The organism is Pseudobacillus sp. FSL P4-0506 (assembly GCF_038003025.1).
In the GTDB taxonomy this organism is placed as follows: Bacteria; Bacillota; Bacilli; order Bacillales; family Domibacillaceae; genus Pseudobacillus.
On the sequence record NZ_JBBOOI010000001.1, the window covers coordinates 140,923 to 160,955 of the forward strand.

Below are 20,033 nucleotides of genomic sequence, written 5' to 3' on the forward strand. Positions count from 1 at the left end.
ATAATAAACCTACAAACTTTTAACGGGGTGATATATATGGATCAAGTAATCACACAAAAATTAAACAAACAAGGATTAATCTTTGTCGCTATTCATTCCCTATTCTTTTTAAATCTAGCTTTTGACTTTGTGCAATTTTATTAAATATATAAATAAAAAATCAGCCGTTTATGGGCTGATTTTTTATTTGTTTTCTTATCATGATTATTGTGGTTCTGTTAGAGAGCCTCTTCTTATATTCTGTACTGTCCGGTTAGCTGCTAATAAAGAGGCGTCCATTTCGTCTACTAGACTCTCAACCAATTCATTGACAGTCTGCTGTTTGCTCAATCTTGTCCCCTGACCTGACCAGAGAGATAAATATTCTTTGTTATTTTGTTTTCCCGCCTGTTTTCTTATAGGTTGTGTCAATGTGTTTTGCAGTGGATACGGCAAAAACACTTCTTCATGCTGCTGCATTTCCTTTATAAATCGATTGGAAATGCCGCGGGCTGTTTTCCCAGAAAAAGCTCTTGTCAATACCGCATCATTTTCCTTCGCTGATAGAATAGCCTCTTTATGGAGTGGATGGGCACCGCTTTCTGCTGTAACTAGAAACGCTGTGCCAAGCTGCACAGCTGAAGCACCAAGACAAAGGGCAGCTGCAATTCCTTTTCCATTCATGATCCCACCTGCTGCAATAACGGGAATGCGCACTTCCTGAGCAGCCTGTGGCAGCAACGCCATTAAACCAATCAAGCTCTCAGGTGACTGAAACGTCCCCCTATGTCCACCTGCTTCACTCCCCTGGATTACAACAGCATCCACCCCTTCCTTTTCGCAAGCAAGGGCTTCATCCACTGTTGTCGCTGTGCCGACCGTAATGATCCCGTTTTCCTTTAATTTCTCTATTGCTCTTTTCGGCGGCAGCCCGAAAGTAAATGAACATACTTTTACCTTTTCTTGCAAAACAACAGCAAGTTGCTCATCAAAAGCAGGAGGGCTAAAGGAGATGCTGTCTACGTCTTCTGCTATACCAAGCTGCTCGCGAAACGGAGAAAGCAGCTGATGGGCTGCTGTTACTTGCTCATGGGTTGTCTTTACTTGCCCGGGCACAAACAAGTTAACGCCAAAAGGAGCATTTGTCAGTCTTTTTACACGCTGGATAAATTCTTCTGTTTGCTCTCCCGATAAATAACCAGCACCAACATTGCCAAGCACACCGGCATTTGAAGCAGCTGCTGTTAACTCTGCTGTGGATACTCCTGCCATCGGCGCTTGCCACACCGGCAATTTTAGATTTAATCCAAACATCATTATCCTCCATTCTTTAAAGTTGCCATCCATTCTTTCTCTCCCTTAATATATAAGAAAATAATAAAGGAGAAAAAAGAATGACAAAATCTGAAATTGAATCAAAAATCGCTGAACTGAAAATGGACTACATTCGGATCCAAGGAGACATTGAAAAACTTGAGTCTACAGGAAACGGTGTATCGAAAGCCGAAGAACAGCTCATACGCATAGAGAAGGAACTGCAAGAGCTTAATGAAGAGCTTGCCACTCTCTCCAAATAGACTTCTCCAACAAATTTAATAAGCTATCTTCTGCCTTCAACCGTCCGCTGAACCGGACGGTTTTTTTGCAATGGGCAAGCTAGAAGTCCCCTTTATTGAAAATAAACCATCTCCGTACTTCTGAAGCTTCACTACGCACTGATACACTCCATACCTCTTCCTCACTGGCAATTATAGACAATCTTTAGTATACAGTAATTACCTCGTATGCTATCATTCAAATGAATGAATATTTAAAAAAATCATTTCCATGAAAGTGGTGAAAGGATGAATTTCGTTGAAAAATTAACCGGCCTACTTGGCCCGGAAAAAGTAACAGTCAATGAAACGATATTAGAGCATCACAGCAAGGATGAGTCCCATTTTGAGCCTGTCCTGCCTGATGTTGTCGTATTTCCCGCCTCCACAGACGACGTACAAAAGATCATTCAGTTTGCTAAAGAATATAAGGCTCCCGTCGTTCCTTTCGGAAGCGGCTCGGGCCTTGAAGGGCATGCTATTCCTGTGCACCAAGGAATATCTGTCGACTTTACCCAAATGAACAAAATTATTGAGCTGCGGCCAGAAGATTTAATTGTCAAAGTACAGCCTGGCGTGACAAGACTGCAATTGAATCAAGAACTAAATAAACATGGCCTCTTTTTCCCGGTTGATCCCGGGGCTGATGCGACGATAGGCGGCATGGCTGCTACGAATGCAAGCGGTACTCAGGCCGTGCGCTACGGGGTGATGAGAGACCAGATTCTCGACCTCGAAGTCATTCTGGCAGACGGTCGGCTCATTCATACCGGCTCACTCGCTAAAAAATCTTCTTCCGGCTATCATTTGAACAGTTTGTTTGCTGGCTCGGAAGGAACACTCGGATTATTTACCGAGATTACATTAAAGCTTCATGGCATTCCCGAATCGATTATGGCGGCTAGAGCTTGCTTTCCTACTGTAAAACAATGTGTAGAGGCAGCGGTTTCTATACTCACTGCTGGCATTCCGATTGCCCGCATGGAGCTTGTTGATGATCGCTCTATTGCTCAAGTGAATGCTTTTAGCGGAACAGACTTTCCTGAAGAACCGTCTTTGTTTTTGGAGTTTCACGGAAACGAGGCTGGAAATGAAGCAGACACCCAATTCGTTCAGGAATTGTTAGAGGAACACCAATGTTACACATTTGTTTTTGAAAAGGACAGCTTAAAAAGAGCACAGCTTTGGAAAGCCCGGCATGACTTATCCTACGCTTTCCGTCACAGCAACCCTAAGCTGCAAACCATTAATACCGATGTATGTGTACCGATATCGAAGCTGCCGGAAATGGTCGATTATGCCCGTGCACGCATTGAAGCATACGGGATGGACGGGGCTGTTCTTGGACACATTGGTGATGGAAACTTCCATACTCTTACCTTATTTGATCCACAAGACCTTGAGCAAACTCGTAAAATTGAACGGCTAAATAGCGAAATTGTTTCGTTTGCTCTATCGCTCGGCGGAACGTGCACAGGGGAACATGGCGTCGGCCTCGGCAAGATTAAGTATCAAAGGCAAGAACATGGCGAAGCGCTTAACGTGATGACCGGTATTAAGAACCTGCTGGATCCTGATAATATCTTAAATCCTGGAAAACTGCTTCCTGCCACAACAGAAGTTACACTATAAATTTGAGACTGCTCCGCGGCCTGCGGAACAGTTTTTTTATAGTCCCACCTTTCAGTGTCTCTTTAACATTTTTTAAAACACTCTCATAAAAGCGAAGGCATTACTTCGCAGGCAAAGGCTGCCTGCTGTCTCGATCTCCATTTTTCTTCAGGGATATGTACAAAAGCATACATTGTTCAAAAGATTGTGTGTCCATAAAAAGAATTTCATTCAATTGGTTCAAGCGGTATAAGAGAGTATTGCGATGAACAAATAACTTCCTGGCCGCCCGGCTGACATTCAATCCCTGTTCACAGTAGACAAGGAACGTTTCTGCCAATATCGAAGCATTGGGATGAGATAATAACTTTTCAACATAATCACCCAAAGTTTCGGTGAAAGCCGGGTTAATTTCTTGAATGAGAGTATTTAATAAAATGTTCCAGTCATCGAACGCATACACCCCCGACAAGCTCTTTTTATATTTTTTTCCTGTTAATAATGTTTGTAAAGCCTGCTGGTAAGAGCGGCTGACCCCTGCGAAGCCCGTGTAACTCTTCCCGTAAGCAATAGATACATGTCCAGGAATGTGGTGGGCTTGAAGAAACCTTTTTAAAGCTTTTAATGCTTGCTCACACTGACGCCTTGTTTTCGAAGGGTCATAGCCATCCATATACTTTAGGACCATCCATTGCCCCCGATTAATCGGGCTAATAATATCCTCAGAGTGGTCTTCAAAATAATTGCTAATAATTTGAAATAAATCATATTCCGAGATTCTGATTGCTTTTATCTCCTCTGTTGCTGCATGCAAAGCGGCTATGTCAATAAGAATACACATGCGGGGACGGTCAAAATGGAAGCCTGACATTTCGCAGTAATTGTGAAGGGCCTCTTCGTTATCCCACTCCTTAAAATGGATGAGATGCTGGATAAAGATTTCGGTAGTTTTCATTTGCAAATAAAATGTCTCTGTTCGAAAAGACTCTTGCAGAAGCATTTCTATATGTGTCCGGACGAATTCTACGTATCTCCCTACCTCATCCGGTTCTCCGATAATGCCAAGAACCCCAATAATTTGCTGCTGAAAGCGTATCGGCGTCGCTACGCCCGGCAATACATTTTCTCTGCCTGCTATGTTTTCCTTCGTAAAAATAACCGATCGCCCCGCCCTTGTTACCTCCTCTGTAACAACATGATGAGAACCTAGCCTTTCTAAATTACTGCAGCCAATGATTGTTCCCTTTGCGTCAGTAATACTCATCGATACTTCTAAGACAGCTGACGTTTTTTCTACAATCGATTGGGCAATTTGTTCAAAAAATTTCATGTCTTCACCTCAATAGTTAGCTATCCTCGCGAAACTATTTTGAATATTCGGATTAATTTTCTCTTTTATTTTATCAAATTTTTGTATAAATTGCACATTGAATGAAAGCGCTTTCTAAATATAATGGTAAATAATTCAAACAATACACAGGAGGTTCTTAGATGAAAAAAGCAGATATTGTTATCGTAGGCGGCGGGGTTATGGGATCAAGCACAGCTTATTCTTTGCGTAAAATTGGTTTTGAGGGAACGATCGTCGTGTTTGAAAAAGACCCAATTTATGAGTTTTCCTCCACTCCTCGGAGCGCAGGTGGTATCCGGCAATTATTTACAACGGCCATCAATGTAAAACTGAGCCGTTATAGCCTGCAAAAATATCAATCTTTCTCCAAAGACATGTCCATTGATGGAGAACCGGCTAAAATCGACTTCCAGCAACGAGGCTACTTATTTTTAGCAAAAAAAGAAATGGTGCCGGCGATTGAGTGCCAAAGAAAACTGCAAAACGAGCTTGGGGTGCCTTCTCAATTTCTTTCTCCTGCCGAGCTTCACTCGATTATACCTGAACTGGAAGTGAGCGACCTGGCGGGCGGACTGTATTGTTCCGAAGACGGTTACTTGGATGCCTACTCAGTCATGCAGGCATATAAGAAAAACGCACAAAAGCTTGGCGTCGACTATATTTCTAAAGAGGTAGATACTTTTTTAACGGAGAATCATCGAATAACAGGGGTCCGTTTACTGGACGGAGAAGAATTTAATGCACCTATAGTGATTAATTGTGCTGGTGCCTGGGGAGCTCTTCTTAGTGATAAAATCGGACTTTCTCTGCCTGTTGTCCCTTTAAAGAGACAAATATTCCAGTTCCATCCTTCCGTTCCACTTGAAAAGCCATTGCCATTAACAATTGACCCAACCGGTGTTTACTTCCGTCATGAAGGAGATCGTATTATCACTGGCTATTCAGAAGACGTGAAGCCGGGGATTGATTTTTCTTGGAAACGCTCCTACTTTGAAGAGCTTTGGCCAGTGTTAGCTCATCGTGTTCCCAACTTTGAAGAGGCCAAGCTTGAGTCCGGATGGGCAGGTCTGTATGACTTTAACACCGAAGATCAAAACGCCATTATTGGAGAGCATCCAACAATGAAGGGCTATTATCTCTCTCTCGGCTTTAGCGGGCACGGAATGCAGCAAGCTCCCGGGGTTGGTCTTGGATTAGCTGAACTGATTTATAAAGGAAAATACGAAACGCTCGATCTTACTCCTTTGCGCGTAGAAAGATTTGCTGAAAATGATTTGGTATTGGAACACGCTATTGTTTAATTAATCTATTTTTTATAAAGGGGGGAGTAATTTGCTAATACTGGATCAAAAAAGCATGCAACAGGCTGTTGAAATGGCAGACATAATCGAGGCAGTGGAGATCGCCTATAAGCTTTACGACAAAGAACAATTTCAGATGGATGCAAGAACGCACATTGCCTATGAAGACAATACTCTGTTGCTTATGCCCTGTTATGCCCGCCAATCATTCGGCACAAAAATCGTCAGTGTTTTTCCAGACAACCAATCCCGCCCCGTTGTCCAAGGAACGATGATGTTAATTGATGGCATGGATGGGCAAACAAAAGCTTTACTAAATGGCACTTATTTAACCGGGCTGCGTACAGGAGCCTTAGGAGGATTAGCCGCTCGCTATTTAGCTCCGGCTCATGCTGCCTCTGTCGGATTGATCGGTACCGGTGTGCAAGGCTTTTATCAATTATTAGCTATATGCTTAGAACGTAACATTCAAAACATTTACTTATTTAACCGCACACCTGAAAAAGCTGCCAACTTTTCTCGAAAAATTCAATCCTACTTGTCTCCGCGCATAACTATTCACATCGAAAATGATCTTAGCCAAGTGATCAGCCGGTCAGATATCCTAGTGACTGCCACCACGTCCAGTACACCTGTCCTGCCGGATGAATCTTCTTTATATAACAGCAAGCTGATTATCGCTATCGGGTCTTTCCAACCACATATGCGCGAGCTTCCCGAACAGCTCTTTAAACAAGCTGATTCTCTCTTTATCGATACACTTGATGCTATCCAAGAATCAGGAGATGTGATGGATCCGTTGAGAGCAGGCTGGTTCACCCAGTCGCAAATTATCCCTTTCTCCAGCGTGGTTTCTGGTAAACACAATCTACAGTTAAATGCACCAAAACCGCTGATCTTTAAATCAACTGGCATGGCCTTATTTGATTTGATTGCTGCCTCTGCCATCTATGAAAAAGCTGTCCAACAGGGAATTGGGATGGACGTAGAGTTATAAAAAGCTGTGAAAAACTCTGAAAGGGATGATAAAACATGCAAACGATCATAATGGTTGAATTCATTCTTTATTGCTTATTAATGCTTGGCGCTGGTTACCTATTCAGCCGAAGGGAAATGGATCACGCTTCCTTCCTTCTCGGCGGCAAACAGCTTCCTGGTTGGGCGCTTGCTTTCTCAGAAAGGGCAACCGGTGAATCAGCATGGCTCCTCCTCGGTTATACTGGCTTTGTCTTTTCTACCGGACTCTCTGGTATATGGGTAGCTGTCGGCATCTCTTTAGGAATTGTTTTCTCTTGGTTATTTTTAGCGAAGCGATTTATGGACGAAGCCGAAGAGCATAAAATTATGACATTACCCGGCTATTTAGCGAAACGATTCGGTAGCCAGGGAAAGATCATCCTGTGGATGTCTACTATTTTAATTATCAGCTTTATGATGTTTTATTTCGGCGCTCAAATTGCTGGTGCCGGAAAAACCTTGTTTACTGTTTTTAAAATTGATCCCACTGTAGGAGCTCTTCTTAGTCTTGTTATCGTTATTGTCCTCTCTTATCTTGGCGGGTTTACATCTGTTGTCTGGACAGATATGATTCAAAGCTTAATGATGCTTGTCACTCTCGTCGTCCTGCCAATTGTTGCCCTTTTTCATATTCATGCCGCAGACCTTTCTATTAGTGCGGCACTTGCCACCTCCGGTCCTACGATGGATTCATGGACAGGTGGAGCAGTTGGATTTGCCCTCGGCCTCCTTCTATTCAATAATTTCGCCTGGTTTTTTGGCTTTCTAGGCGGCCAGCCACAGCTCAGCGCTCGCTTTATGGCATTGAAAAATGATAAAGAAGCAAAAACAGCCAGCCGTGTCGCTATCATTTGGACCCTTCTTGCTTATGGCGGGGCCTTTATGATTGGTCTGACCGCTCTCACGTTATACCAAGGGCAAGAGTTTGCTGATGTTGAAACGATTTTACCTTTTATGGTGCTAGACTTGCTTCCAGCATGGATGGCCGGTATTTTACTTTCAGGAATTTTGGCAGCCATTATTTCTACTGCTGACTCCCAACTGCTTGTCATTACAAGCTCAGTCAGTGAAGACATCGTCAATAACGCACTAGGCAAAAAGATGACAGAAAAACAGCTGGTAACTGTATCAAGATTAACCATCATCGGAGCTGGCCTACTAGGATTGCTCATTGCATTAACATCTAAATCTCTTGTATATCTTGTCGTTAGCTGGGCCTGGGCTGGCGTTGGTTGTACCCTCTCTCCAGCTATCATTCTCACGTTCTTCTGGAAGCGTTATTCCGGTATCGGGGTCATCGCTACGATTCTTGCCGGATTTATCAGCACAGTCGTGTGGATTTCCACTCCACTTGAGGCAATCATCTCTTCCCGCTTTACTACCTTTTTCATCGCTGCCTTCTTTGGCATCATTTTCAGCCTGCTGTTCCCGGCGAAAGAAAGTGTCGGCATTATAAAAAATAAAAAAGAGAGCGATATATCAACAAAAAGCATTGGATAGCCAGACCGCGTTCTGCATCAATCCAGATAATTAAAAAGCTGTATCCAAGCCGGTTACTTATCGACTTGGATACAGCTTTTTTTGAACCATTGGTTCATTTAATAATATTTCCATGATTTTCCATATACTTCAATAAGATTCGGCCGAATTAATGTATTGGGTCTTAACTCAACTGGATGTCCGCTCTCGTCTTCAATTTTGGCATCCTCATCTTTTCCAAACCGGGCAAGCGCCGGCAAAAGCTCCGTTGTTAAATAACGGGTCTCTGCTTTTATTTGTAAATCTTTGAGAGAAATCGGATGGCGTGAAGCAAGAACAAATCCCCAGCCGCCGAAACTTGGAACATCAACATGAAGATTATTTGTTGAAAGCCCTGCTGCCTGTATCGTTCTATCAATGGTCCAGTATACTTGTGGGGCAAAAACTGGGCTTGTCGCCTGGACCATTATTGCTCCGCCGGGAGTTAAATGGTTGCGAAGCAGCGAATAAAATTCCATCGTATACAATTTGTTAAGCGATTCATTATTCGGGTCAGGCAAATCCACCAGAATAACATCATAGAAACCATCTGATTCTTCCAGAAAGCGAAAGGCATCTTGATGAACGGCTTCCACCTTTTTATTTGTAAGAGAGCGTTTATTTAACTCTGTTAATAAATGATGCGTATTAGCAAGCTCCACCATTTTAGGATCAAGGTCTACCAGAGTGATAGAGCGCGTATCTTTATATTTTAATACTTCCCTGACAGCAAGCCCATCTCCCCCGCCGAGAATCAATATACGCTGATGGCCGCCCGCTGCTGACATAGCCGGATGAACAAGTGTTTCATGGTAGCGATGTTCATCTGCTGAACTAAATTGTAGCTGTCCATCTAAATAAAGCCGCGTGTCTCCTTCTTCTCTTGTTAATACAATTTGCTGATAACTCGTTTGCTCTGAATAAACAATTGGATCTTTGTATAGCTTTTGTTCAAAGTGAAAAGCTGCTTCTTCCCCCATTAAAATGCCGATGATGATCAATAAAAGCAAAAGGCCTCCTGCTCCTGCATGCAAAGAAAACCGCTTCAGTTCCTTCCTGAATTTCACGGCTACCCAAAGCGCAACCGCCACATTAATCATTGCCACGATGAAGGCCGTTTTCACGAGGCCAAAATAAGGGCGCAGCAAAAACAAAAATAGCAGTCCGCCAATGAGCCCGCCTGCATAATCGGAAAACAACACTTTTGCTGTACTTTTATGCAAAGCAACACCAATGTCATTGGCTTTGCGGATTAAAACCGGCAATTCCACACCTGTTAAGGCACCAACAATAAGTGTAACTGCATATAAAAAGAGCGCATCCGTTCCATCCGGTAAATAAGCCGTTACGCCAAACAAGAGCAAAGCTGAAAATCCGCCAATGAGTCCAATGCCATATTCAATCCAAATAAAGGAGAGGACGAGCTGCTTTGTGATTTTTTCACTTATAAAGGCACCGATGCCCATGCCAGTTAAGAATAGCGAGATTGTTAGCGTGTATTGCTTTACGCCATCTCCAAGTATGTAAGAGCCAAGAGCACCAAACAGCACTTCAAAAATAATGCCACATATTGAAACAATGCCTGATGCCCAGTAAATACTACTGCTTTGTTTTAACAATTCTTTTTTATCCATTTGCGTGCCACCTGTCATGCGCTCCTATGTAATAGACGCGCCAATTACAAACGAAAGTCCAACAGAAACACAGAAAGAAACAATCCCAACAGCCGTATTACGTGCTTTCAGCTGTTCTTGTACTGAGAAGTTGCGCGTAAACAGTTCAAATAACAAATAAGCAGCCATTTGCAAAACAACTCCATATCCACCCCAGATTACCGTTTCTACAATCGTATCATTATGAAGGATAGAGAACATTAAAATAATACAGATACCGATGATTTTCCCACCGATAGACAATGCTACAGCAATGTTAGCTTCTTTAATTTCATGCCAATCTTTATATTTTCTCGTAACCATCTCAAAAATAAATAAACCAGCCAATACAATTAAAATGGCTACAGCAAAATAAAGGAAGGTTAATAAAAACGGATTCATATCATTTCTCCTCTACTGAGTAATCAATTATTTTCCTGTGCCCGGACCCCCGCCTCGAAAAGTAGAACCACGTCCGGCTGCTCCAGGATTCCATCTACCAGTCGAACCATAGCCGCCATAGCAATCGTTATTGTAAGCTGAATTGCAGCGCGAGCGCTGATCACGGTCCCAGCCTCCTCCAAACATATTGCTTAACATGTTTCCGAGGAGCATCCCTTGAAAGAAGCCCGGATGATAATGATTACGGACAAATTCCTGGTCAGACACTTCGATTAGTGTCTGGTCCGGCTCTTTAGGTGCCTCAGTTAGAATGACGAATTGATCATCATAAATAAGCACTTGTTTACCATTTACATACTTTCCAATTTCATCAGGCTCCTGCACCTGGATCAGTTCATCCGCTACCTCTTTCACTTGTTGATCTTCAGCCAAGTAAACATAAGAATCTTCTGCAGCTTGGCTGCGAACGACATCAATCAGCGAATAATTATCTGATATGTAGTCTTCTATTTGTACCGATCCGCAGCCTGCTAACAAAACGGCCGCGGAGGTAAATAAAGTAACTAACAATAATAGTTGTTTTTTCATGGAAAACACTCCAATAAAAAGAGGAAAGAATTACTCTTTCCCTAATTTTTTCTTTAGCGCAGCTAGCTCCTCATCAATTGCACTGTGCGTTTTCAACGCATCCAGTTCCTCATCAATCCCACGTGAAGAAGACCTTAAGTCATCAGATGTTTCCGCTTCCGCTTCATACTGCAATACTTTTTCTTCCATGCGCTCAAATCCCCGACGAGATTCATCCCCACCAATGGAAGACATCGCCCGGTTCATTTTAGTTCTTGTCTTCGCTGATTCAGCACGAGCCTTCAGCGAATCTTTTTTCAGTTTCATTTCCTGATATTCCCTCTTCATTTCATCAAGCTTTTCCCGTAAAACAGCCGCATCTTGTGACGCCTGTTCATGGGCTGAGCGCATTGATTCAGCCTGGCCTTCATACACTTTTTTATCTTCAAGAGCACGGCGGGCAAGATCCTCGTTTCCTGCTTCCAACGCAGTAATAGCTTGCTGCTGGCGTTTTTCTACCATGTTATTGGCTTCATCCAGCTTCTTTTTCAGCATTTTTTCATTAGCAATCTGCTTAGCCACAGCCGTTTCTGCATCGCGGATGTCCATTTCCATTTCCCGCATAAACTGGTCAAGCATTTTCACCGGATCTTCCGCTTTGTCTAAAGCTGCATTTAATTCTGATCCTACGTAGGTCTTCATTCTTTTAAAAAATTGAAACATATTTACTCCTCCCAGTTAGTTAGCTTCCCGCTAAAATTTTTAGTTCATATTCTTCAATGGCATAACCATAGCTTACTTCTACTTCGCTGCCCCATATTTCAACAGACAAAAAATGCTCTTCGGAATCATCTTCAAAATCAAAGTACTTTAATTCTTTTCCATGCACATTCTGGCTGCGCCCTTCTCCTTTAACGTACGCCTTACCGCTCTCTATCATTCTATATTCTCGGCCATCATAGGTGATTTTTTTAGGAATTGGCTCTTCAAGCGGCAGTTTAACAGCACGATACATTCCAAGTTCTAATTCATCATCCATTTCCACAGCGAGCCATAAGACTCCGGTCTCTCCTTGCAATTGATAAGCATCCCACATAAAGCCGCTGTCATTATAATGAAGCTTCCCCGTTACTTGGTAATCCAGCAGATCATATGTAACAATATCACCGACCTGTAGGTTTAAAACGGTTCTTTCTTCTACCTTCACCGTCTCTTTTTCTTTTTTAAACAACCGGTCAAAAAACCCCATATTTTCACCTCCATGTACCATGTACTAGCGCTTCTTCATAAGAATTCTCTAATCTCTTTATGATATACGCTCTTTTCTGTATGTGGTTTCACTATTTTGTATTTTATTCATATTTTTTACTTTCAGTCATTTATGGTGTAAAAACATTTATATGTTCCTTTAACACTTGAAGAGTGACTGGAACTTTCTCCCCCGTATCACCGTCCACATTTGCTTTTAACCGTACGCTTGAAGAAATGGTTACTTGGCTGGAGCGAAAATAGAGAACATCGGGATCTTTTTTTAAATTGCCCTTCAACAGGTTGGCTATCACTCGAACAAGCTTCGGAAGAGCTGTATCTTTAATAATAAAACAGTGCAATTTGCCATCATCCGTTTTTGCTTCCGGCGCTATATTTTCAAAGCCGCCAACAGAATTCGTTAAAGCCGCAAGGAATAGCAGCGCCTCTCCCTCCCACTGTTGTTCATCAGCGATAACGGCCGCATCAAATGATGTTTTATGAACGAGTGTTTTTGCGCCTTCCAAAAAATAAGCAAATGATCCAAGCACTGTTTTTTGTCCGGCTGATACATCTGCCGTTGATTCAGCGATCTCGCCAAGAGCTACAATATTTAAAAAGTAGTGATTATTGATTTTTCCGATATCCGTTTTCTGAAGTTTACTTCCTCCAATGATAGCGATTGCCTCTTCGGGATCAAGTGGAATACCTAGTGCTCTGGCAAAATCATTTATCGTACCAAGCGGGACGATACCGAGTGCCGGTCTGTACTCTTTTTCCGCCAGACCATTTATTGTTTCACTCAGCGTCCCATCTCCTCCGATTGAAACGACTGCCTCATACTTATTCGCACAAGCCTCTGATGCCCATGTTACCGCATCACCTTCTTTGCTCGTCAAACGGATATCCACTTCATATTCCTTGCTCTCCAATTGTCGACGGATCTTTTTTAAATAAATCTCTGCCTCTTCTTTTCCTGAAGAAGGATTGGCAATAACCATTGCTTTCTTCATTCAGCTTTCCCCCCATTTGGCTCCTCTTTCCCATCGTCTATTTGTGACTTGCGGTAACGATAAAAGAGCGCTGTTCCCATTTCTTCATTCAGCAATTTCTCCATCTGTTCCAGATCCTCTCTTGTTACCACCGGATCCTTTTCTGACCAGTTGACAATATAAATAAAATAAAATTGGTTAATCGTTCGGAAAATAACATTCGAATTAGGAAACTTATCAAAAACAGCCTTAATGTTATACCGACGGGAATAGGTCCACCTTTTCAGCTTCATAAGCAATCCACCCATTGATCAAATAATATCCTTTATATACCCTTTTCTCTGCTTTTTCAACTGAGGGTTTCAGCAAATTCTTTTAAGCTCTTCTCGACAAAACTACTGATCAATCAACAAAAGTAGTGAAAGGAATTTATTTATTCCTATGGAAAGTAGTAATAACAGTCTATTGTCCCGGAATCAGCCGCTTGAGGAAGTACCACATAACTAATTAACGGAGGGATGAACATGGAGCAGGCTTATTTCAGCTCGGAAGTAGCCAAGAGCCTTGGAGTCGGTGCAAGCACACTCCGAAAGTATGCGCTAGCGTTAGAAGATGCCGGTTATCGTTTTGATAGAGGGTTAAATAATTCCCGTGTCTTTTATCAAAAGGATATTATTACTGTCCAGCGTCTGCTGAAACTTATACAGGAACAAAATATGGCCCTTGAAACAGCGATTGAGCTGGCAATGAAGGTGGAGCCGGAAAAAAAAGAAGAAGCGAAAAAAATAGTCCATACCTCGGCTGAAAATGATGAATTACATGAGCGGATTGCCCGGCTTGAGCAACAGCAAGAGACACTGATCGAAGTAAACAAAGAACTTGTTAAAGAACTTGCCCAATATCAAAGATGGATGAAGGAGAAATTGGAACACCAGGAGATAGCTATTCGTGATCGCCTGTTGCTAAATGGCCTGCAGCCTCCTCCTATAAAAAGAGAGCCGCCCAAATATCGACTTCCTTCTTTGTTTTCTATTTTTAGAGGAAAGAAGAATGAAGCCACTTTTAATTAAGCGGCTTCTCAGTCTGTTGGCAAACGCTCGCATTCTTCATTACTCACCTGTCTGTAGCACTTATGGTCCTCCTGGTTCTCCATTCTTCATCAAGCTTTGCGCCTCGAAAGACAAATATTTTCGATCACATTCATGTGCATGATAAAAATTTCAGCTGCGCACGCCAAAGCCACTTTTAACAAGGTGGCTTTCATTTTATTTTGCAGGAATTCTGACATTTGTGTAGAATTAGGTTCAACATTATGTTTAAAAGGGAGCCTTTATAGAATGAAAAAAGCAGTCTTTTTTGATTTAGATGACACACTTTTAAATGATCGCAAAAGTATTCAAACCGCCTTCGATGTGACATGCGGCGACTTAGAACAGAAATATGGAATTCAAAAGGATGCCATTGAATCCTCTGTCAGAGAAGCAGCACGAAAGCAATACCAGAAATATTCTTTTTACCCGGTTACGCTTCATCTTGGCATTAATCCATTTGAGGGGCTTTGGGGAGATTTTGGGGACGTCCATCACTGGCAGCTGCGCCAGATGGGCAAAGATATTAGTGACTATCAATTAAACACATGGAAAAACGGCTTAGAGTCCGTCGGCATTCAAGGGGCGGAAGAATGGGCAAGAGAGCGATTTCGAGAAGTACGCCGCTACTCTCCCTTCTTATATGATGACACCATTACAGTGCTTGATAAGCTGAGAGAAAATGACTTCCGACTTTTGCTTTTAACGAATGGCGCTCCATCCCTTCAACTGGAAAAGTTAACGATGACGCCAGAGCTTGTGCCTTATTTTGAACATATCGTCATTTCAGGAAACTTTGGATTTGGAAAACCAGACCCATCTATCTTTACTCATGCATTAAAACTGATGGATGTATCACGTGAAGAGGCTATCATGATTGGCGACAACTTAGGGACGGATATTCTTGGTGCTACTCGTATTGGCATGGATTCTATCCTTATTGATCACGGTGATGATAGAAAAGTAGAAGGAGCCAAGCCAACTTATACAGTTCGCACCCTAAGTGAAGTGGCTGATACTCTCCAAAAATTAGCAAGTGTCTAATAGGTTTTCTTCTTCTCAAAAAGGGAATAGAATAGCACATCCCTTTTATACATATCAGGGGAAGAAGGAAAAGGAGAGAGAAACATGACCAGCCATTTAAAACAAAATGCGCAGGAAAACCAAATGCCTCAGGCTTCTAAATTAGAGATAAAAGTATTCGATGAGCAAGGAATTTTTCCATTTAGAGAAAAAGTCTTGTCATCGAAACGTGTATATGAAATTCATGATGAAACATTACGGACACCCCTTGAAAAAGCAGAAGTGTTCGAACAGCTTTTGAAAGTGCCTAATAAATGTGAGCTTTGGATTGTACCCGTTACAACAGAAACTTCCGCATTAACTCAATCCCTTAAGGAAGAAAGAACGAGTGCTTTATTTGATTTGCTCGCTTCTATTAAGGATAAAATGCAATTTGATCAGACATTTCTTATTGTTGACGATCAATGTGCTACAAATATCTGCAGCCAGCTAAAAGAGCTCGGTTACACATTTACAGAGAAAACAGAAGAAGAACTACAGCAAGTTCAAGTGGAATTTTAAAACAGCGACGGGCTTTTGCCCGTCGCTGTTTTTTATTAGTGGACGAAAGAAGACTGTTCTCATACTTCAAATTTCAATCTATCTTGTTTGAGCTGGCCTGACTGCTGGGTTAGTAAAACTTCATACAGAAGTGCTCCTATTGGATGCAAGGGCCACTTCTCCTCTCTCTTCCATTCATCCATACTCGAAGATCACCACACGGGTTATTGAGCGATTGATGCTTATTTATTTTTTCTTTGCAATACCTCTGCTAGTGAGGAAGAAAATGAAAAAGACCAATTATTTTGGAGGGAGTTCATTATCTGAGAATGATGCGGCTTCATTCCGACTACTTCAATCTCGGCACCACTCATATATCTTAGCATAGTGAAAAGTTCGAGCAGCTTATCAACGCCCTCCTTTTCTATTTGTCCAACCGCAGTAAAATCCACTACAATATGGCTATAATCTCCCTCATAAGCGGACTGCAATGCCTTTCCAGTAATGGCTTCCAGCTTTTCCTTCGTTATGTCACCGAAAAGAGGAATAAATGCTAAACCGGAAGACAACGCAATAAATGGACCAGACAGCTCTCTTAAACGAATTAGAGTTCTTTCTAATTCCTCTTTTTTTTCAAATAGCTCGAAGTTTGTAGAAGACAAACGTTTTTGCAAAGATAAAAGACGGTCTTCCAAATGCTTATTCAGCTGGTCTTTCACGAGCAGAACCATATGCCCGTTTGATTGTTCATCCCACGATAAATGAATATCAAATAGCTGGATTGAATTTATCTTTGTCTTAAAATTCGCTTCGATTTTTTGTGGATTTTCTCGCTTAAAAATAAATGTTTTAACCTTTTCTTCACTCGCCTTATCTACCAGGGCTAAAATATTTCCCTGATTAATATGAAAAAGATTAGCGGCTGCATCTGAATAAGCTAAAATGACTCCCTCTTTATTAATTTGAAAATAGGGGAGAGGAAATGGCTGATTATAAGGAGACATTCGACTCCCCCTCTATCCTGTTATTCTTCAACCATAAATGAGCGGCCTGCAAATCCTCAAAAATTATTGTGCTTTCTGAGCAATACGGCTTTAGATCATACATGCCGGCCAATCTTCCTCCAAGAATAATAGCGGGCCGGGAAGGTAAATCAGAAAACCGCTCGATATAATCTTGTAAATGCGGAAGATGGTATACGATCGCTACTGATAAGCCAATTACATCTGGCTGCCATTTATGAGCGGTTGTCAGTGCCGATTCTAAAGGCAGGTCAGAACCGAAAAAACGAACGCTCCAGCCTGACTCCACAAATAGGCTGCTCACCATTTTTAATCCGAGGTAATGGCGTTCCCCCTGCGGACATAAAAACATGGCTTTTTTGTTGACTGAAGGTTGTTCCTTCTGCCATGGGAACAATCGCGATAAGACAAAGTCACAGGTACCGGTAGCCAAATGCTCATCAGCCACCGTAATCTTATTATTTTCCCACAGCTCTCCTACATGCCTCATTGCAGGTGTAACAAGCTGATTAAATAGTTCCAACGTGGTCAACTGCTTTCGATGTTTAATAAAATCTATGGATGCCAGCGCATCACCTTCCAGTAAATATTCGGCAAACTCACGTGCTTCCTCGCTCATCTCCCTCACCTCACTTGCCTCTCTAGCAGCGAATAAGCTATATCATTGCTGCAGAGCGAATATAGCCTCACTTAGATAGAAAAGACCTTTTTCATTTTCCTGTTCTCCATTTTCGATCAACAGTTGCTGGATAATCGTAAAGTTATCAATTAAATGCCGGGTGCTCATCCCATGCTTCGTTAAGATGCCATTCAACCAAAGAGCATAGTCGATAAAAAATTGCTCGTTATCTAAAAGCAAAGCGCTCTCCAGCTGTTTGATATGATGATTGTTATCTTCGAGACACTTTGCCTTTCCTTCTTCTCCAAACCGGGAAAGAAGAGCGGGCTCACGCTTATAAATTTCGGCCGTTGCCTTTTCCGCTAATGTCGCCTTCCAGCCCTTTTTCATGTAGCCACCACTTTAAACTGGCGGACAGTTGGAATAACGGCGGACAGCTCTTTGTCCGGATAGTTTTTTTCCAATTCGTGAATTTTTTTAAATTCTTCACTGCGCACCCACGATAAATAGGCGCCTTTTGTTTGAAAAGCCAGTTGGACCGTCAGTTCGCCTGGTTTTTTATCATTTTGCAGCAATAAGAAATGCTGAAAGCCTTCTGTCTTGTCTACCAAACGCGAACGATTCTTATAGATAGAGATTACTTCTTCTGCCTGGTGATCCCCCACAGAAAATGTCGAGTGAACAACATACACATTAAATCCCCCTTCTTCTACGGTATATGTACTACTCTATCACTTCCACTTCCTGTTAATCTATTATATTGTTTATTTTTAAAGAATGTAAAAAACGGCACTGCTCTCCAGTACCGTTTCTGCATCTTGTATTCTTGATTGAGTTAAGTAGCCCTTTGTACGTTTGAATGAATGGTTTTTGACTGGCTGGCAGACAAAAGTGCCGGGTTTGTCAGTACCTCTATCACAGCCGGGCGCCCGCTCGCTTTTGCTCTTTCCAAAGCCGGCAGAAAATCTTCATTTTTTGTCACTTGTTCCCCGTGACAGCCAAATAGTTTGGCTAGCTCGGCAAAATTAGCATTGGATAACTCTGTTGCTACTACTCTTCCCGGAAAGTGCTTTTCCTGATGGGCCCGGATCGTTCCATACATATTATTATTAATGACAATAGCGATGACTGGAACCTGGATGCGAACAGCCGTTTCAAGCTCCTGCATCGTCATCATGAAGCCTCCATCCCCGGAAAAAGAAACAACCATTTTGCCCGGCTGCGCTATCTTTGCGCCAATGGCCGCTGGCAGCCCATACCCCATCGCACCTGACGTTGGCCCAATATAAGTGTTCTGACGGTCAAAGCGGTAATAGCGTGACAGCCAGCCAAAAAAGTTGCCGGCATCGCTTGTTAGAATGGTATCTTTCGGAAATATACGCATCATATCATAAAGCATGCCATCCATATCAACGTATTGTTCTGAATAATCTTTTGGTGCCGATGAAAAAGTGAGATACGCTGCATGTAACCTTTCGACTACCCGCTCCTTCGCTTCATCCTTCGTAGGGACTGATACTTCCAAAGCTTTTTGCAAAAACTGTTTGACGTCTGCTGTAATACCAAGAACAGGCGGATATACCTTGCCAATGCTATCGGGAGAAATGTCCACTTGAATCAGCTTCGTCTGTTCGCCAAGCAGCGTATAGTCCTGCGTAGTCACTTGAGAAAAACGGGTGCCTAATGCTACTACCAAATCAGCATTTTTAATGTAATCGAGCAATTCTTTGTCCGAACCAAAGCCAAGCCAGCCGGCATAATGTGAATGGCTATTTGGGAATGCATCAAACCGACGGAAGGCTGTGGCCACAGGAACATTCATTGTTTCTGCAAAGCGGACGAGCAGGTCAGCTGATTTTGTCCGGGTCACTCCTCCGCCTGCAATGATAATAGGCCGTGCAGCTTCCCGAATCTTTTCCAGAACAACGTGAACAGCTTCATCAGCAGGCTTAGGCACATATTCATCCTGCACGTGCTGCTCTATATATTCTGCGGTATCTTCAAGCATATCGTGAGGCAAAGAAACAACTACTGGTCCTGGACGGCCGGACTTCGCTATATAGAATGCCCGGTGAAGTAACTCCGGAATCCTTTCAATGGATTCAATTTCTACTGTCCATTTACACAAATGACTGAAAAATGCTGTGAATTCTACTTCCTGGAATGCTTCCTTTCCTTTGAATGGCCGTTCCACCTGTCCAATTAAAGCGACGAGCGGCGTAGAGTCCTGCATAGCCGTATGCAAACCGATGGAAAGATTCGCTGCGCCCGGCCCCCGTGTAGCCATGCAAACCCCTGTGCCTCCCGATGCTTTTGCATAAGCTTCTGCCATAAAAGATGCCCCGCCCTCATGACGGGTAGAAATCAGTTGGATAGACGGGTGCTCATACAGCGCATCAATGACTCCAAGGTAACTCTCTCCAGGCACACAAAAAGCTTTTTTAACCCCCTCCTTTTCCATTACTTTTACAATCGTTTGCCCTCCGGATAATTTTGTCATTTACCTCC

General features: G+C 42.5%; 22 protein-coding genes. 8 read left to right on the forward strand and 14 right to left on the reverse strand.

The genetic code is table 11. The annotated features are described in order from the left end of the window. Nucleotides 1-204: 204 nt before the first annotated feature. Nucleotides 205-1,326, reverse strand: a complete 1,122-nt coding sequence (locus tag MKZ02_RS00690; RefSeq protein ID WP_340851346.1) for an NAD(P)H-dependent flavin oxidoreductase — start codon at nucleotides 1,324-1,326, stop codon at nucleotides 205-207. 47 nt (nucleotides 1,327-1,373) lie between these two features. Between MKZ02_RS00690 and MKZ02_RS00695 the strand changes: the two genes are divergently transcribed. Both MKZ02_RS00695 and MKZ02_RS00700 read left to right on the forward strand, forming a co-directional pair. Beyond that, nucleotides 1,374-1,556, forward strand: a complete 183-nt coding sequence (locus MKZ02_RS00695) for an SE1832 family protein (protein ID WP_120036064.1) — start codon at nucleotides 1,374-1,376, stop codon at nucleotides 1,554-1,556. A gap of 267 nt (nucleotides 1,557-1,823) precedes the next feature. Then, nucleotides 1,824-3,206 carry an FAD-binding oxidoreductase gene (locus MKZ02_RS00700; protein ID WP_340851348.1) on the forward strand — a complete coding sequence of 461 codons (1,383 nt, stop codon included), beginning with the start codon at nucleotides 1,824-1,826 and terminating at the stop codon, nucleotides 3,204-3,206. A gap of 100 nt (nucleotides 3,207-3,306) precedes the next feature. On the opposite strand, the gene MKZ02_RS00705 is transcribed toward MKZ02_RS00700, so the two are convergent. Then, on the reverse strand, nucleotides 3,307-4,515 hold the full coding sequence (locus MKZ02_RS00705) for a CdaR family transcriptional regulator (RefSeq protein WP_340851350.1): 1,209 nt from the start codon (nucleotides 4,513-4,515) through the stop codon (nucleotides 3,307-3,309). Nucleotides 4,516-4,676: 161 nt separating this feature from the next. Between MKZ02_RS00705 and MKZ02_RS00710 the strand changes: the two genes are divergently transcribed. Genes MKZ02_RS00710 through MKZ02_RS00720 form a run of 3 tightly spaced genes read left to right on the forward strand, consistent with a single transcriptional unit; the run spans nucleotide 4,677 to nucleotide 8,354 of the window. After that, on the forward strand, nucleotides 4,677-5,837 hold the full coding sequence (locus MKZ02_RS00710) for an NAD(P)/FAD-dependent oxidoreductase (RefSeq protein WP_340851352.1): 1,161 nt from the start codon (nucleotides 4,677-4,679) through the stop codon (nucleotides 5,835-5,837). Between the two features lie 31 nt (nucleotides 5,838-5,868). After that, a complete protein-coding gene (locus tag MKZ02_RS00715; protein WP_340851353.1) occupies nucleotides 5,869-6,834 on the forward strand; it encodes an ornithine cyclodeaminase family protein in 966 nt (321 codons plus the stop codon). 35 nt (nucleotides 6,835-6,869) lie between these two features. Next, nucleotides 6,870-8,354, forward strand: a complete 1,485-nt coding sequence (locus MKZ02_RS00720; RefSeq protein WP_120036059.1) for a sodium/proline symporter — start codon at nucleotides 6,870-6,872, stop codon at nucleotides 8,352-8,354. A gap of 98 nt (nucleotides 8,355-8,452) precedes the next feature. Here MKZ02_RS00720 and MKZ02_RS00725 read toward each other — a convergent pair whose 3' ends face one another. The 7 genes from MKZ02_RS00725 to MKZ02_RS00755 all read right to left on the reverse strand — a co-directional run bounded on the left by MKZ02_RS00725 (nucleotide 8,453) and on the right by MKZ02_RS00755 (nucleotide 13,526). Beyond that, complete coding sequence (locus MKZ02_RS00725) at nucleotides 8,453-10,006, reverse strand: polyamine aminopropyltransferase (protein ID WP_340851355.1); 1,554 nt, start codon at nucleotides 10,004-10,006, stop codon at nucleotides 8,453-8,455. Between the two features lie 24 nt (nucleotides 10,007-10,030). After that, nucleotides 10,031-10,426, reverse strand: a complete 396-nt coding sequence (locus MKZ02_RS00730; protein ID WP_340851356.1) for a DUF350 domain-containing protein — start codon at nucleotides 10,424-10,426, stop codon at nucleotides 10,031-10,033. A 27-nt stretch (nucleotides 10,427-10,453) separates the two neighbouring features. Continuing rightward, nucleotides 10,454-11,014 (reverse strand): DUF4247 domain-containing protein, encoded by a 561-nt coding sequence (locus MKZ02_RS00735; protein WP_120036056.1) that lies wholly within the window; start codon nucleotides 11,012-11,014, stop codon nucleotides 10,454-10,456. Nucleotides 11,015-11,044: 30 nt separating this feature from the next. Further along, complete coding sequence (locus MKZ02_RS00740; RefSeq protein WP_340851357.1) at nucleotides 11,045-11,716, reverse strand: PspA/IM30 family protein; 672 nt, start codon at nucleotides 11,714-11,716, stop codon at nucleotides 11,045-11,047. 19 nt (nucleotides 11,717-11,735) lie between these two features. Further along, nucleotides 11,736-12,242 (reverse strand): DUF4178 domain-containing protein, encoded by a 507-nt coding sequence (locus MKZ02_RS00745; RefSeq protein ID WP_120036054.1) that lies wholly within the window; start codon nucleotides 12,240-12,242, stop codon nucleotides 11,736-11,738. Between the two features lie 130 nt (nucleotides 12,243-12,372). Continuing rightward, nucleotides 12,373-13,254, reverse strand: a complete 882-nt coding sequence (locus MKZ02_RS00750; RefSeq protein WP_340851358.1) for a diacylglycerol/lipid kinase family protein — start codon at nucleotides 13,252-13,254, stop codon at nucleotides 12,373-12,375. Next, a complete protein-coding gene (locus tag MKZ02_RS00755) occupies nucleotides 13,251-13,526 on the reverse strand; it encodes a hypothetical protein (RefSeq protein ID WP_120036052.1) in 276 nt (91 codons plus the stop codon). Before MKZ02_RS00755 ends, MKZ02_RS00750 begins: the two co-directional genes overlap by 4 nt. A 231-nt stretch (nucleotides 13,527-13,757) precedes the next feature. Between MKZ02_RS00755 and MKZ02_RS00760 the strand changes: the two genes are divergently transcribed. From MKZ02_RS00760 to MKZ02_RS00770, 3 genes are all read left to right on the forward strand, one after another. Continuing rightward, nucleotides 13,758-14,303, forward strand: a complete 546-nt coding sequence (locus tag MKZ02_RS00760) for a hypothetical protein (protein WP_340851360.1) — start codon at nucleotides 13,758-13,760, stop codon at nucleotides 14,301-14,303. 267 nt (nucleotides 14,304-14,570) lie between these two features. Further along, complete coding sequence (locus MKZ02_RS00765) at nucleotides 14,571-15,365, forward strand: HAD family hydrolase (RefSeq protein ID WP_340851362.1); 795 nt, start codon at nucleotides 14,571-14,573, stop codon at nucleotides 15,363-15,365. Between the two features lie 84 nt (nucleotides 15,366-15,449). After that, nucleotides 15,450-15,905: a hypothetical protein gene (locus MKZ02_RS00770; RefSeq protein ID WP_120036050.1), complete on the forward strand. Its 456-nt coding sequence runs from the start codon at nucleotides 15,450-15,452 to the stop codon at nucleotides 15,903-15,905. 221 nt (nucleotides 15,906-16,126) lie between these two features. Here the strand turns inward: MKZ02_RS00770 and MKZ02_RS00775 are convergent, their stop codons facing one another. From MKZ02_RS00775 to MKZ02_RS00795, 5 genes are all read right to left on the reverse strand, one after another. After that, complete coding sequence (locus MKZ02_RS00775) at nucleotides 16,127-16,888, reverse strand: STAS domain-containing protein (protein WP_340851363.1); 762 nt, start codon at nucleotides 16,886-16,888, stop codon at nucleotides 16,127-16,129. Then, nucleotides 16,875-17,525 carry a cobalamin B12-binding domain-containing protein gene (locus MKZ02_RS00780; RefSeq protein ID WP_120036047.1) on the reverse strand — a complete coding sequence of 217 codons (651 nt, stop codon included), beginning with the start codon at nucleotides 17,523-17,525 and terminating at the stop codon, nucleotides 16,875-16,877. Before MKZ02_RS00780 ends, MKZ02_RS00775 begins: the two co-directional genes overlap by 14 nt. 42 nt (nucleotides 17,526-17,567) lie before the next feature. Further along, a complete protein-coding gene (locus MKZ02_RS00785; RefSeq protein WP_120036046.1) occupies nucleotides 17,568-17,915 on the reverse strand; it encodes a hypothetical protein in 348 nt (115 codons plus the stop codon). Beyond that, nucleotides 17,912-18,217: an antibiotic biosynthesis monooxygenase family protein gene (locus MKZ02_RS00790; protein ID WP_120036045.1), complete on the reverse strand. Its 306-nt coding sequence runs from the start codon at nucleotides 18,215-18,217 to the stop codon at nucleotides 17,912-17,914. The genes MKZ02_RS00785 and MKZ02_RS00790 overlap by 4 nt, the downstream gene beginning before the upstream one ends. A gap of 143 nt (nucleotides 18,218-18,360) precedes the next feature. Next, entirely contained in the window at nucleotides 18,361-20,025 is a 1,665-nt protein-coding gene (locus MKZ02_RS00795) for a thiamine pyrophosphate-dependent enzyme (RefSeq protein ID WP_340851366.1), read from the reverse strand. Nucleotides 20,026-20,033: the final 8 nt, after the last annotated feature.

Excerpts from the sequence above, each read along its gene's own strand:
- MKZ02_RS00690 (WP_340851346.1), bottom strand. The coding sequence starts at position 1,326 with ATGGATGGCAACTTTAAAGAATGGAGGATAATGATGTTTGGATTAAAT.
- MKZ02_RS00695 (WP_120036064.1), top strand. The coding sequence starts at position 1,374 with ATGACAAAATCTGAAATTGAATCAAAAATCGCTGAACTGAAAATGGAC.
- MKZ02_RS00700 (WP_340851348.1), top strand. The coding sequence starts at position 1,824 with ATGAATTTCGTTGAAAAATTAACCGGCCTACTTGGCCCGGAAAAAGTA.
- MKZ02_RS00705 (WP_340851350.1), bottom strand. The coding sequence starts at position 4,515 with ATGAAATTTTTTGAACAAATTGCCCAATCGATTGTAGAAAAAACGTCA.
- MKZ02_RS00710 (WP_340851352.1), top strand. The coding sequence starts at position 4,677 with ATGAAAAAAGCAGATATTGTTATCGTAGGCGGCGGGGTTATGGGATCA.
- MKZ02_RS00720 (WP_120036059.1), top strand. The coding sequence starts at position 6,870 with ATGCAAACGATCATAATGGTTGAATTCATTCTTTATTGCTTATTAATG.
- MKZ02_RS00725 (WP_340851355.1), bottom strand. The coding sequence starts at position 10,006 with ATGGATAAAAAAGAATTGTTAAAACAAAGCAGTAGTATTTACTGGGCA.
- MKZ02_RS00730 (WP_340851356.1), bottom strand. The coding sequence starts at position 10,426 with ATGAATCCGTTTTTATTAACCTTCCTTTATTTTGCTGTAGCCATTTTA.
- MKZ02_RS00735 (WP_120036056.1), bottom strand. The coding sequence starts at position 11,014 with ATGAAAAAACAACTATTATTGTTAGTTACTTTATTTACCTCCGCGGCC.
- MKZ02_RS00740 (WP_340851357.1), bottom strand. The coding sequence starts at position 11,716 with ATGTTTCAATTTTTTAAAAGAATGAAGACCTACGTAGGATCAGAATTA.
- MKZ02_RS00745 (WP_120036054.1), bottom strand. The coding sequence starts at position 12,242 with ATGGGGTTTTTTGACCGGTTGTTTAAAAAAGAAAAAGAGACGGTGAAG.
- MKZ02_RS00750 (WP_340851358.1), bottom strand. The coding sequence starts at position 13,254 with ATGAAGAAAGCAATGGTTATTGCCAATCCTTCTTCAGGAAAAGAAGAG.
- MKZ02_RS00755 (WP_120036052.1), bottom strand. The coding sequence starts at position 13,526 with ATGAAGCTGAAAAGGTGGACCTATTCCCGTCGGTATAACATTAAGGCT.
- MKZ02_RS00760 (WP_340851360.1), top strand. The coding sequence starts at position 13,758 with ATGGAGCAGGCTTATTTCAGCTCGGAAGTAGCCAAGAGCCTTGGAGTC.
- MKZ02_RS00765 (WP_340851362.1), top strand. The coding sequence starts at position 14,571 with ATGAAAAAAGCAGTCTTTTTTGATTTAGATGACACACTTTTAAATGAT.
- MKZ02_RS00770 (WP_120036050.1), top strand. The coding sequence starts at position 15,450 with ATGACCAGCCATTTAAAACAAAATGCGCAGGAAAACCAAATGCCTCAG.
- MKZ02_RS00775 (WP_340851363.1), bottom strand. The coding sequence starts at position 16,888 with ATGTCTCCTTATAATCAGCCATTTCCTCTCCCCTATTTTCAAATTAAT.
- MKZ02_RS00780 (WP_120036047.1), bottom strand. The coding sequence starts at position 17,525 with ATGAGCGAGGAAGCACGTGAGTTTGCCGAATATTTACTGGAAGGTGAT.
- MKZ02_RS00785 (WP_120036046.1), bottom strand. The coding sequence starts at position 17,915 with ATGAAAAAGGGCTGGAAGGCGACATTAGCGGAAAAGGCAACGGCCGAA.
- MKZ02_RS00795 (WP_340851366.1), bottom strand. The coding sequence starts at position 20,025 with ATGACAAAATTATCCGGAGGGCAAACGATTGTAAAAGTAATGGAAAAG.